This is a genomic window from Achromobacter sp. 2789STDY5608615 (assembly GCF_001298995.1).
Classification (GTDB): domain Bacteria; phylum Pseudomonadota; class Gammaproteobacteria; order Burkholderiales; family Burkholderiaceae_B; genus Achromobacter; species Achromobacter insuavis.
This window is the reverse complement of sequence record NZ_CYTY01000009.1, coordinates 64074-77054: the sequence shown is the minus strand read 5'-3', so window position 1 is coordinate 77054 and position 12981 is coordinate 64074. Positions and strand designations below refer to the sequence as shown.

The window sequence follows — 12981 nt, the reverse complement described above, 5'->3', positions numbered from 1 at the left end:
CGGTCGCGAGGCGAGCATGGCGCCGCGCGGTCCACAGCCTCAAGTGTAGTTCAGCCCCGCCCCACCGTGCGCGCGATGAAATCCGCCACCGCCGCCGGATCGTTCAGCGGCAGGCAGGGCAAGCCGGTATCGAGCGCCGCGTCGGTCACGACGGCCAGGAAGCTGCCGTCCTCGGCGTGCAGCGGCGGCTTGCCCAGCGCCGGGCGGTAGACCTCGATGCGGGGGATGGCGGCCTGCTTGAAGCCCTCGACCAGCACCAGGTCGGCCGGCGCCAGGCGGGCCACCTGCTCGGCCAGCGGCGGCTCGGGCGCGCCGCGCAGCTCGTGCACGATGGCGTAGCGGAACGGCGACGCCACCATCACCTCCTGCGCCCCGGCCTGGCGAAAGCGCGCGCTGTCCTTGCCGGGCGGCTCCATCTCGAAGTCGTGGTGGCTGTGCTTGATGACGCTGACCTTCAGGCCGCGCGCGCCCAGCAGCGGCAGCATGGCCTCGATCAGGGTGGTCTTGCCGCTGCCTGAGCGGCCGGCGATGCCGAAAACGGGGGTCATGCTGGCTCCGTGAACAAGGGACAGACGATGGGCAGGAACGCGTCCGCCCGGGCCGAGTATGCCAGCAAAGCGCCCGCCACCAGGTCGAAGTACCAGCCATGCAGGGTCAGGTCGCCGGCCTGCAGGCGCCGCTGCACGCACGGCAGGGCTTCCAGGTTGCGCAGCGAGATCAGGATGGAGGCCTGCTCGCAGGCCTGCCGGTGTTCCGCCAGGGACGCCGCCGGCATCTGGCTCAGCACCTGCTGGCGGGCCGGCTCGGCGATATCCATCCAGCGGTTCAGGTAGTCGGGCTCGCCGTCGGCGCGCGCCGGCCGCTCCATCAGCGCGCGGATGCCGCCGCACTGGGCATGGCCCAGCACGATGATGCGGCTGACCTTGAGTTGCTCGACCGCGAACTGGATCGCCGCCAGCACGCCGTGGTGGCCCTGGTCGCGGTCGGGCGGCGGCACCAGGTTGGCGACGTTGCGCACGGTGAAGATGTCGCCCGGGTCGCAGCCCAGCAGCATGGCCGGATCGACCCGCGAATCGCAGCAGCCCACCAGCAGCGTGCTGGGGTGCTGGCCGTCGCGCAGGTTGCGGTACAGCGACGGCGCCTCTTCGTAGTATTGGTGCTGGAAGCGCTGGAAGCCGTCCACCAGCCGTTCTAGATCGCGCATGGTTCAGCCTCCGGTCTGCGACATGAAGCGCACGATGCGCTCGGGCCGGGTGGTGAACTCGTGGCACTCCGGCTTGGCGGCGATGCCGGCGCGGATCGCCCGTTCCAGTTCGGCGTCGCTGGCGCCGTCGCGCAGCAGCCGGCCCAGCGGCACCTGGTCTTCCTGGCCCAGGCACAGGTACAGGGTGCCGTCCACCCCCAGCCGCACGCGGTTGCAGGCGGCGCAGAAGTGGCGCGACATGGGGGTGATGACGCCCAGCACCGGCGCGCCGCTGCCGGCGCTCCAGTAACGGGCCGGGCCCGCGCCCTGCCCCGCCAGCGCCGGCACCAGGCCGGCGTCGGCCGCCAGCCGCGCGCCCAGCGCGCCCAGGTCGGCATGGGCATAGCGGCGGCCGCAATCGCCCACCGGCATCGGTTCGATCAGGCGCAGAATGAAGCCCTGCGCCACGGCGTAGTCCAGCAGCCGGCGCACGTCGGCCTCGGGCGTGGCGGCGTGCACCACGCTGTTGAGCTTGATCGGCGCGAAACCGGCGTCGCGCGCGGCGCGCAGGCCGGCCAGCACCGCGTCGAGGCAATCGCGGCCGGTGATGCGGCCGAACTCGGCCGCGTCCAGCGTGTCCAGGCTGATGTTGAGACGGTCCACACCGGCCGCGCGCAACGCGGCGGCATGGCGCGCCAGCTGGGTGCCGTTGGTCGACAGCGACAGGTCGTCCACCCCCGGCAGCGCGGCAATCGCCGCCGCCAGGTCGGCCACGCCGCGGCGCAGCAGCGGTTCGCCGCCCGTCAGCCGCACGCGGCGCACGCCCAGACCGGCGAACAGGCCCGCCAGTCGCCCCATCTCGTCGTGGCGCAGCCAGTTGGACGGTTCCTCGAAGCCCTTGAAGCCCTTGGGCATGCAATAGCCGCAGCGCAGGTCGCAGCGGTCGGTGACCGACACCCGCAGATAGTCGATGCGGCGGCCGAAGCCGTCGATCAGCCCCCGCGGCGCGGCCGGCGCCAGGGTGGCGACCGAGGCCGCCGGGGCCACCGCCAGGGCGGGCGCGGGAGTCATGACGGGCTCCCGAACACCCGGTCGTCCTCGGCGCCGCCCAGGTCGATGCCGCGCACGTCGGCGCGATCCACCAGCAGCCTGGCGTACTGGCGCCAGGCGGTGTCGCGGCTGGCGGCGGCCAGGGCAGAGGCGATCGATTCGTGCACCTGCTCGAACGGCAGCAGGCGTCCTTCGATGCGCCGCGTCACCCGCACGATGTGCAGCCCGTGACGGGTTTCCAGCACCTGCGGAAGCAGGCCGCCGGCCGGCAAGGCGAACACGGCCTTCTCGAATTCCGGCACGGTGTCGCCGCGCCCCAGCTGCCCCAGGTTGCCGCCCACCGTCGCGGACGGGCAGTTCGACTGCCGCCGCGCGACCTCGGCGAAACCGGACGGATCGGCCAGCAGGTCGGCCAGCACCGCGCCGGCGTGGGCCCGCAGCATGTCCAGATTCACCCCGGGGGTGACCTGGAACAGGATGTGATCGGCCTCGATCAGCTCGCCCACGATGAAGCGCTGCGGATTGGCCTGGTAATAGCGCCGGCAGGCCGCCTCGTCGGCCTCGGGCGCCGGCGCGTGGCGTTCCAGCAGGACGCCGATGGCGTCGTCTTCCGAGGCGAGGTCCAACCCCTGCCGCGCGGCCTCATCCAGCAGCACCCGGCGCAGCACCAGCGCCGTGGTGGCGGCGCGCATCGGGTTGGGCGCGTCCGCGTGCAGCGGCAGTTCTTGCTCCATGTCGGCGTCGGTCAGTTCGACGCCATTGATCGTCACAGGCATGTCGGCCTCCTCGGATCAGCGCGGACGCACCAGTTGCCAGGCGCGGCCCAGGTAGCCGACCGAGGCGAAGCCGCTCCAGACGTGCACCAGGCGCGTGAACGGGAAGATCACGAACAGCGTCAGGCCCATGAACAGGTGCGCCTTGAACAGCGGCGGCACCTCGGCCACGAAGTCGGCGGCGCCACTGCGGAAGGTGACGATGTGCTGCGCCCAGTTCATCAGGCGCACCATCATCTCACCGTCCATGTGGCCGGCCGACAGCGCGATGGTCGACAGGCCCAGCAGCAGCGTCACCAGAATCCACGCCAGCAACAGCTTGTCGCCGGGCCGGGTGGCCTTGCGGATGCGCGGGTCGCTCAGGCGGCGGTGGATCAGGATCAGGAGGCCGATCAGGCACAGCCCGCCCATGACGCCGCCGGCCACCATGGCCACCGTCTGCTTGAGCGTGTGCGACACGCCCAGCGTGTCCCACACCACCACCGGGGTCAACAGGCCCGCCAGGTGGCCGAAGAACAGCCCCAGGATGCCGACGTGGAACAGGATGTTGCCCAGCCGCAGCTGGCCGCGATGCAGCAATTGCGAGCTGTCGGTCTTCCAGGTGTACTGCTCGCGCTCGAAGCGCGCCAGGCTGCCCAGCAGGAACACCGTCAGGGCGATGTAGGGATAGATGCCGAAGAAGAACTGGTTCAGGGAATTCATGATGCGTGTCCTGGAAATTAGCGGGTGACCGGCGCCCGGGGATAGAAGCGCACGGCCTGCGCGCCGTCGCCCGAGAACGGGCGCAGCAGCGGTTCGACGCCGTCGGCGCCGGTGCCGAAGGTCTCCATGGCTTCGTCCATGTCGCGCACCGGCGGCGCGGTCTGCTCGCGCGGCGTGACCCGCGACAGGCCGCGCAGCACGACGAAGACGCTGGCGTACGGGCTCTCGTTGCGCGCCAGGCGCGCGCCGATGGCGGCCAGCACGTGGATGGCGTCGTCCAGCAGGTCCTGCGCCACGGCCGGGTCGATCACGCCCAGGAACTCCAGGAACAGCGGCACGTGGTCCGGCAGTTCCGACACCACCGGTTCGAAGCCGTGCTGGCGGTAGGTCTCCAGCAGGTCGACCATGGCCTGGCCACGGTCGCGGCTTTCGCCGTGCACGTGCTCGAACAGGTGCAGCGAATGGGCGCGGTTGCGGTCGAAGGTGGCGACGTAGGTCTCCTGCAGCGCGATCAGGTCCTGGCTGGCCAGGTGGCCGATCAGCGGTTGCAGGGTTTCCTCGGCTTCCGGATAGGCGGCCAGCGCGCCCTCGACCTCGGTCAGGGCGTCCAGCAGTTCCTGTTCGGGGTAGCAGAGCAGCGCGGAAAGCAGGCGATAAAGGCTCATGGTGTTCTCCCGTCTCAGGCCGCGGCCTTCTTGCGCGACTTCGGCATGTCGATGAAGATCTCGCTGCCCTGCGGCTTGCGGCCGAACAGCGTGCCTTCCGAGACGCCGCCCGAGCAGCCGTTGCCGAAGGTGAAGCCGCAGCTGCCCTTCTCGTTGAAGCTGTCCTCGACGATCTCCTTGTGGCTGCTGGGCACCACGAAGCGGTCCTCGTAGTCGGCAATCGCCATGATGCGGTACATGTCCTGCACGGTCGCTTCCGACAGGCCGACCTGATCCAGCAAGGCCGTATCGCGCTCGCCGTGCACGGTCTCGGCGCGCTTGTAGGCGCGCATCGCCAGCATCCGTTCGAGCGCCTGCAACACGGGGGCTTCCTTGCCCGCCGTCAGCAGGTTGGCCAGATAGCGCACCGGGATGCGCAGGCTGGCCACGTCCGGGATCATGGCGCTGGCGCCGAGCGTGCGCTGCGGCATCTTGCCGGCCTCGGCCGCGGTCTGGATCGGCGACAGCGGCGGGATGTACCAGACCATCGGCAGCGTGCGGTATTCCGGATGCAGCGGGAAGGCGACGCGCCATTGCACCGCCATCTTGTAGACCGGCGACTGGCGCGCGGCTTCCAGCCAGGATTCCGGGATGCCCTGCTCGCGCGCGGCGGCGATCACCTCGGGCGAATGCGGGTCCAGGAACAGGTCCAGCTGCGACTCGTACAGGTCCTGCTCGTTGCCGACGGCGGCGGCGCGCTCGATCTGGTCGGCGTCGTACAGCATCACGCCCAGGTAGCGGATGCGGCCGACGCAGGTCTCCGAGCACACGGTCGGCTGGCCGGCCTCGATGCGCGGATAGCAGAAGGTGCACTTCTCGGCCTTGCCGCTGTGCCAGTTGTAATAGATCTTCTTGTACGGGCAGCCCGAGATGCACATGCGCCAGCCGCGGCACTTGTCCTGGTCGACCAGCACGATGCCGTCGTCCTCGCGCTTGTAGATCGAGCCCGACGGGCAGCTGGCGACACAGGCCGGGTTCAGGCAGTGTTCGCACAGGCGCGGCAGGTACATCATGAAGGTGTTCTCGAAGGTCGAGTACATCTCCTTCTGCACGCCCTCGAACAAGGCGTCGCGGCTGCGCGCGGCGAATTCGCCGCCCAGGTCGTCCTCCCAGTTCGGGCCCCAGACGATCTTGTCCATCTTCTTGCCGGTCAGCACCGACACCGGGCGCGCGGTGGGCGGCGTCTGCGACAGCGGCGCGTTCTTCAGGTGCTCGTAGTCGAAGGTGAACGGCTCGTAGTAGTCGTCGATCTGCGGCAGGTTCGGGTTGGCGAACAGGTTGGCCAGGATGCGCAGCTTGCCGCCCTGGCGCGGTTCCAGCTTGCCCGCCGCCGTGCGGCGCCAGCCGCCCTTCCACTTCTCCTGGTTCTCCCATTCCTTGGGATAGCCGATGCCGGGCTTGGTCTCGACGTTGTTGAACCAGGCGTACTCGACGCCGTCGCGGCTGGTCCAGACGTTCTTGCAGGTGACCGAGCAAGTGTGGCAGCCGATGCACTTGTCCAGATTCAGCACCATGCCGATTTGGGCGCGTATCCTCATGATTGCTTCTCTTCCTGTTGCGTTTGGGCGGCGGGATCCTCGACCAGCGGGCCTTCCAGCCAGTCCACCTTCTTCATCTTGCGCAGCACCACGAATTCGTCGCGGTTGGCGCCCACGGTGCCGTAATAGTTGAAGCCGTAGGCCTGCTGCGCGTAGCCGCCGATCATGTGGGTCGGCTTGAGCACGGTGCGCGTCACCGAGTTGTGGATGCCGCCGCGCTTGCCGCTGGTCTCCGCGCCCGGCACGTTCACGATCTTTTCCTGGGCGTGGTACATCAGGCACATGCCGACCGGCACGCGCTGGCTCACCACCACCCGCGCGGTCAGCGTGCCGTTGACGTTGAACACCTCGACCCAGTCGTTGTCGACCAGCCCGGCCTGCTTGGCCTCGGCCTCGGAGATCCACACGTGGGGACCGCCGCGGCTCAAGGTCAGCATGCGCAGGTTGTCGGAATAGGTGCTGTGGATGCCCCACTTCTGGTGCGGCGTCAGCCAGTTCAGCACCAGTTCCTTCTCGCCATTGGGATAGCGGCCCAGCATCGGCGCCACGGTCTTGGTGTCGATCGCCGGCTTGTAGACGCACGAGCCCTCGCCGAAGTCCAGCATCCAGCGGTGGTCCTGGTAGAACTGCTGGCGGCCGGTCAGGGTGCGCCACGGGATCAGCTCGTGCACGTTGGTGTAGCCGGCGTTGTAGCTGACCTCTTCGCTTTCCAGGCCCGACCAGGTCGGCGCCGAGATGATCTTGCGCGGTTGCGCCTGGATGTCGCGGAAGCGGATCTTGTCGTGCTCGCGGCCCACCGCCAGGTGGGTGTGGTCGCGGCCGGTGATCTTGCCCAGCGCTTCCCAGGCCTTGACCGACACGTGGCCATTGGTCTCGGGCGCGAAGGTCAGGATCATTTCGGCGGCGTCGATGGCGCTGTCCAGCCGCGGCCGGCCCTGGCTCACGCCGGCTTCGGCCACGCGCTCGTTGATGCCGGCCAGCTCGCCCACTTCATGCTCGGTGTTCCAGTTGATGCCCTTGCCGCCGTTGCCCAGCTTGTCCAGCAGCGGACCGACCGAGGTGAACTTGCGGTAGATGTCGTTGTAGTCGCGCTCGACCACGGTCATGTTGGGCGCGGTCTTGCCCGGCACCAGGTCGCATTCGCCCAGCTTCCAGTCCTTGGGTTCGAAGGCCTGCCCCAGTTCCCCCGGGGTGTCATGCATCAGCGGCGTCAGCACCAGGTCGCGGCGCTTGCCCAGGTAGGGGCCGCCGATCTCGCTGAACTTCTTGGCCAGCAGCTTGTAGATCTCCCAGTCGGTCTTGCTTTCCCAGAGCGGCTGCACGGCTTCGCTCAGCGGGTGGATGAAGGGGTGCATGTCGGACGTGTTGAGGTCGTCCTTCTCGTACCAGGTGGCCGTCGGCAGCACGATGTCGCCGTACAGGCAGGTGGTGCTCATGCGGAAGTCCAGCACCGTCAGCAGGTCGAGCTTGCCCTCGGCCGCGTCTTCCTGGTAGGTGACCTCGACCGGCTTGATGGCGTCGGCCTCGTCGCCGAACACGGCGTTCTGCGTGCCCAGCAGGTACTTCAGGAAATACTCGTGGCCCTTGCCGCTGGAGCCCAGGATGTTGGAGCGCCACACGAACATGTTGCGCGGGAAGTTGGCGGGATCGTCCGGGTCTTCGCAGGACATGCGCAGTTCGCCGGACTTGAGTTGTTCGACGGCGTGGGCCACCGGGTCCTTGCCGGCGGCTTCGGCCTGCGCGGTCAGGTCCAGCGGATTGGTGCGCAGCTGCGGCGCCGACGGCAGCCAGCCCATGCGCTCGGCGCGGGCGTTCAGGTCGATCATGCTGAGGTCGCCATAGCGGCCGCGGTCGGCGGTCGGCCCCAGCACTTCCTGCACGTTCAGCTTTTCATGGCGCCACTGGCTGGTATGGGCGTAGAAGAACGAGGTGCCGTTCATCTGGCGCGGCGGGCGCACCCAGTCGGACGCGAACGCCAGCGGCGCCCAGCCGAACTGCGGGCGCAGCTTTTCCTGGCCCACATAGTGGGCCCAGCCGCCGCCGCTCTTGCCGACGCAGCCGCACATCATCAGCATGTTGATGATGCCGCGGTAGATCATGTCCATGTGGTACCAGTGGTTCAGGCCGGCGCCGACGATGACCATCGACTTGCCCTCGGTATCGTGGGCGTTCTGGGCGAACTCGCGCGCCACCTGGATCACCTGCGCGCGCGGCACGCCGGTGTGCTTTTCCTGCCAGGCCGGGGTGTAGGGCACGTCGTCGTCATAGGACGTGGCCACGTTGCCGCCGCCCAGGCCGCGATCCAGGCCGTAGTTGGCCATCTGCAGGTCGTACACCGTGGCCGCCAGGGCCTCGCTGCCATCGGCCAGGCGGATGCGGCGCACCGGCACATTGCGCACCAGCAGTTCGTCGTGCTCGGCGCCGAAGTACGGGAAACCCACGCCGACCACGGCGTCGGCGCCGTCCGCCAGGCTCAGGCGCGGCTCGATGGCGCGGCCGCTGCCGCCGTCGCGCGCTTCCAGGTTCCAGCGGCCGACCTTCTCGCCGCCGTTGACCGCGCCCTCGCCCCAGCGAAAGCCGATGCTGCCGTTGGGCGCCACCAGGTCGCCGCTGGTTTCGTCGAACACCAGCGTCTTCCAGTCGGGGTTGTTCTGCTCGCCCAGCGCGCCGTCCAGCTGCGAGGCGCGCAGGAAGTGATCGGGCGCATGGAAGCCGTCGCGCTCCTTGAGCAGCACCAGCATCGGCATGTCGGTGTAGCGGCGCACGTAGTCGCGGAAATAGGCCGAGGCGCCCGACAGGTGGAATTCCTTGAGGATGACGTGGCCCATGGCCATCGCCAGCGCGGCGTCGGTGCCCTGCTTGGGCGCCAGCCAGATGTCGCCGAACTTGACCATTTCGCCGAAGTCGCTGGACACCGCCACCGTCTTGGTGCCCTTGTAGCGGACCTCGGTGTAGAAGTGGGCGTCGGGCGTGCGGGTCTGCGGCACGTTCGAGCCCCACACCATCAGGTAGGTCGAGTTGTACCAGTCGGCCGATTCCGGCACGTCGGTCTGCTCGCCCCAGATCTGCGGACTGGCCGGCGGCAGGTCGCAATACCAGTCATAGAAGCTCAGGCAGGCGCCGCCCAGCAGGCTCAGGTAGCGGGCGCCGGCGGCATAGCTGACCATCGACATGGCGGGAATCGGCGAAAAGCCGATGACGCGGTCGGGGCCGAACTTCTTGATCGTCAGGGCGTTGGCCGCGGCGATCATTTCCATCGCCGTGTCCCAGTCCGTGCGCACGAAGCCGCCCAGGCCGCGCACCGACTTGTAGCGCTTGGCGCGGGCCGGGTCCTGGCTGATCCATTCCCAGGCCGCGATCGGGTCCATGGTCTTGCGCGCCTCGCGCCACATTTCCATCAGGCGGCCGCGCATCATCGGGTATTTCACGCGCTGCGCCGAATAGACGTACCAGCTGTAGGACGCGCCACGGGGACAGCCGCGCGGCTCGTGGTTGGGCAGGTCGGGCCGCGTGCGCGGGTAGTCGGTCTGCTGGGTCTCCCAGGTGATCAGGCCGTTCTTGACGTAGACCTTCCACGAGCACGAGCCGGTGCAGTTGACCCCATGGGTCGAGCGCACCACCTTGTCGTGCTGCCAGCGGGCGCGATAGGCGTTTTCCCACTTGCGGTCCTCGTTGACCACTTCGCCGTGACCGTCCGCGTAGGTGGATTTCACCCGCGACATGAACTTCAACCGGTCCAGAAAATGACTCATTGCGTTTCTCCAAGAGCGCCGGCCCGGCCGGCGCGTACTGCAATCTGTGCTGTCAGAACCACTTTAGGCGTCGCCCGCCCGGCCGACCATTCGCCGGTGGCACAGGGCGGGCGCGGCAGAGTGACTAGTCACCCCGGCCAACCCCGCCCTCAGCAGGGCACGGGCGCGTTGCGGCGCGCGTAGAACCACCAGGTGATCAGCACGCAGGTGGCGTAGAAGCCGATGAAGCAATACAGGGCCGCCTGGGCGCTGCCGGTCAGCTCCAGCGAGGTGCCGAAGCTGCGCGGGATGAAAAAGCCGCCATAGGCGCCGATCGCGCCGGAAAAGCCCAGCACCGCGGCCGATTCGCGCGCCGCGTCGGTCAGCGCCTGCTTCTGCGCGGCCTCGCCCTTGCCTTGCGCGGCCTGGGTGCGCTCGCGCAGGAAGATCACCGGGATCATGCGGAAGGTCGAGCCGTTGCCCACGCCGGTCAGCGCGAACAGCACGATGAACATGGCCAGGAAGCCGTTGAAGTCGCCGCCCTGCCCGTTCAGCGGCAGGAACATCACCACGCCCAGCACCGCGGCAATCATGCCGATGAAGGTGAACAGCGTGACGCGCGCCCCGCCCAGCTTGTCCGAGACCCAGCCGCCCACCGGCCGCGTCAGCGAGCCGACCAGCGGGCCCAGGAAGGCGTAGGTGGTCGGGTCGACCTGCGGGAACAGCGTCTTGGTCAGCATGGCGAAGCCGGCCGAGAAACCGATGAACGAGCCGAAGGTGCCCACGTACAGCCAGCACATCAGCCAGTTGTGCTTGCGCTTGAAGATCACCGCCTGGTCGGCGAACGAGGCGCGCGCGTCGGCGATGTCGTTCATGCCGAACCACGCGGCCAGCGAGGCCAGCGCGATGGGGATGACCCAGATGAAGCCGGCATTCTGCAGCCACAGGCTGCGCTGCACGTCACCCGCCGTGACGGTCTGCGGCTCGCCACCGAGGGCGCCGAACACGCCCATCGAGATCACCACCGGCACCACGAACTGCACCAGCGACACGCCCAGGTTGCCGATGCCGGCGTTCAGGCCGGTGGCCAGGCCCTTCTTGTCCTTGGGAAAGAAGAAGCTGATGTTGGCCATGCTGGAGCTGAAGTTGCCGCCGCCCAGGCCGCACAGCAGCGCCAGGATCAGCAGCGTCGGGAACGAGGTGGTCGGGTCGCGCAGCGCGAAGCCCATGCCCAGCGCCGGGATCAGCAGCGAGGCGGTCGAGATCGCGGTCCACTTGCGGCCGCCGAACACCGGCACCAGGAACGAATAGAAGATGCGCAGCGTGGCGCCCGACAGCGCCGGCAGCGCGGTCAGCCAGAACAGCTGGTTCTTGGACAGCATGAAGCCGGCGCGGTCGAGATTGACCACCACCACGCTCCACAGCATCCAGATGCTGAACGCCAGCATCAGCGCGGGAATGGAAATCCACAGATTGCGGTTGGCGATGCGGGCGCCGGTCTGTTTCCAGAAGCCGGGGTTTTCCGGCTCCCAGCGCGCCAGGACATGGGAAGACATAGGTTTTCTCCGGTGAGGTCGGGGGGTTAGGGCCTGTTCACACTGAAAGGAGCCTCGCACAGGCCGGTAATCGGCCGCCAGGCTAGGCGCGGTCGCCGCCGCGTGGCTGTGCCACGCAAGGTGAGCGCAACGACGCCTGGCGGCCGATTACCGGCCTGCCCGAAGGGTGAGTACCCAAATGAGCGCCTCTCGTCGTTGCGAATGCTCGTCGGGGGCCTGCCACGTCTGCGCTTCGCGCCTTGATAGTCACTCATTTGGGTGCTCATGCGAGGCTCCTTTCAGTGTGAACAGGCCCTGAGCGGCTTGCCGCCGCGCGGTGGCGGCGCTTTCGGGCCGGAAACTGAAATGCATGAAGATGAGCGAGACGCAGACCGTGCCGTACAGCAACATGAAGGCGCTGGAACGCACGCCGGTCAGGTCCAGCAGCACGCCGAACAGGATCGGCAGGATGAAGCCGCCCAGGCCGCCGGCCAGGCCGACGATGCCCGAGACCGCGCCGATGTTCTGGCCGAACTCATCCGAGATGAACTTGAAGACCGAAGCCTTGCCGATGGCCATGGCGATGCCGACAATGAACAGCAGGATGGTGAAGCTGGTCGGGCCCAGGGCGATGTCGAACTGGCGCGGGCCGCCGGTGGTCAGCACGGTGAAGTGCGTCTGCGGATAGCTGAGGATGAAGAACGCCACCCAGCACACCCACATCACCCACCAGGTGGTCTTGTAGGCGCCGTAGCGGTCCGAGATCCAGCCGCCCACGGCGCGCAGCACGCCGCCCGGCAGCGAGAAGCACGCGGCCAGCAGCGCCGCCAGCTTCATGTCGAAGCCGTATTCGCCGATGTAGTACTTGGTCATCCAGAGCGCCAGCGCCACGTAGCCGCCGAACACCACCGAGTAGTACTGGCAATAGCGCCACACGCGCGGGTCCTTCAGCATCGCCATCTGCTCGCGCAGCGAGGCGCCGCCGACCACCCGGTGCGACGGATCCGAGGCCGAGAACAGCCAGAACAGGATCGCCGTCACCAGCAGGGCCACCGCGTAGACCTGCGGCACGATCACCCAGGCGCCGCCGGCGGCGGCGATCAGCGCCGGCGCCACGAACTTGGTGATGGCCGAGCCCGAATTGCCGGCGCCGAACACGCCCATGGCCAGGCCCTGCTTGTTGCGTGGAAACCAGCGCGCCACATAGGGCGTGCCGACCGAGAACGAACCGCCGGTCAGGCCCACGAACAGCGCCAGCACCAGGAACTGCCAATACTCGGTGGCGTAGGACAGCAGCCAGATCGGCACCACCGCCAGCAGCATCAGCACGAAGAACACCGGGCGGCCGCCATAGCGGTCGGTCCAGATGCCCAGCGGCACCCGCACCAGGGAGCCGGTCAGCACCGGCATGGCGGCCAGCAGGCCGAATTCGGTCTCGGACAGGCCGAGCTGTGTCTTGATGGGAATGCCCAGCACCGCGAAGATCATCCATACCGCGAAACAGATGGTGAAGGCGAAGGTGCTGGATACCAGGACCCGCATGGGCGCGCTGGCCGAGGGGTGGGTTGATGCCATGGTGGTTCTCGCTTTTTTTGCACACGGAATACGACAGCCCCAAGCCTAGGCATCCTCGCCCCCCCCCGCCACCATTCGCCGGCCGACCAAATCCCCCCTGCCGATGTGACTAGTCACCCCGGAAAAGCCGCCGCGTTTGCGCGCGATCAAGCGCGCGCGGTGGGCGACATCCGCCGGACGGCGTTAATAT

At 68.2% G+C, this 12981-nt stretch carries 10 protein-coding genes; all 10 read right to left on the bottom strand.

The features are described from left to right. Positions 1-50: 50 nt before the first annotated feature. Complete coding sequence (gene mobB, locus AOZ49_RS10045; protein WP_054430591.1) at positions 51-548, bottom strand: molybdopterin-guanine dinucleotide biosynthesis protein B; 498 nt, start codon at positions 546-548, stop codon at positions 51-53. Continuing rightward, a complete protein-coding gene (locus AOZ49_RS10040; protein ID WP_054430592.1) occupies positions 545-1204 on the bottom strand; it encodes a carbonic anhydrase in 660 nt (219 codons plus the stop codon). Before AOZ49_RS10040 ends, mobB begins: the two co-directional genes overlap by 4 nt. A 3-nt stretch (positions 1205-1207) precedes the next feature. Continuing rightward, positions 1208-2254, bottom strand: a complete 1047-nt coding sequence (gene moaA / locus AOZ49_RS10035; protein ID WP_231690292.1) for a GTP 3',8-cyclase MoaA — start codon at positions 2252-2254, stop codon at positions 1208-1210. Beyond that, entirely contained in the window at positions 2251-3009 is a 759-nt protein-coding gene (locus tag AOZ49_RS10030) for a peptidylprolyl isomerase (protein ID WP_054475052.1), read from the bottom strand. Before AOZ49_RS10030 ends, moaA begins: the two co-directional genes overlap by 4 nt. A 15-nt stretch (positions 3010-3024) precedes the next feature. Next, complete coding sequence (gene narI, locus AOZ49_RS10025) at positions 3025-3708, bottom strand: respiratory nitrate reductase subunit gamma (protein ID WP_054475050.1); 684 nt, start codon at positions 3706-3708, stop codon at positions 3025-3027. A gap of 17 nt (positions 3709-3725) precedes the next feature. Continuing rightward, positions 3726-4373, bottom strand: a complete 648-nt coding sequence (narJ, locus tag AOZ49_RS10020) for a nitrate reductase molybdenum cofactor assembly chaperone (protein ID WP_054430596.1) — start codon at positions 4371-4373, stop codon at positions 3726-3728. 14 nt (positions 4374-4387) lie between these two features. Next, complete coding sequence (gene narH / locus AOZ49_RS10015) at positions 4388-5950, bottom strand: nitrate reductase subunit beta (protein WP_054475047.1); 1563 nt, start codon at positions 5948-5950, stop codon at positions 4388-4390. Then, on the bottom strand, positions 5947-9702 hold the full coding sequence (locus tag AOZ49_RS10010) for a nitrate reductase subunit alpha (protein ID WP_054430598.1): 3756 nt from the start codon (positions 9700-9702) through the stop codon (positions 5947-5949). The genes narH and AOZ49_RS10010 overlap by 4 nt, the downstream gene beginning before the upstream one ends. 149 nt (positions 9703-9851) lie before the next feature. Then, positions 9852-11237, bottom strand: coding sequence for a NarK family nitrate/nitrite MFS transporter (locus AOZ49_RS10005; RefSeq protein ID WP_054475045.1), 1386 nt, complete (start codon positions 11235-11237; stop codon positions 9852-9854). Positions 11238-11483: 246 nt separating this feature from the next. Beyond that, positions 11484-12791 carry an MFS transporter gene (locus tag AOZ49_RS10000; protein ID WP_054475043.1) on the bottom strand — a complete coding sequence of 436 codons (1308 nt, stop codon included), beginning with the start codon at positions 12789-12791 and terminating at the stop codon, positions 11484-11486. Positions 12792-12981 lie beyond the last annotated feature (190 nt).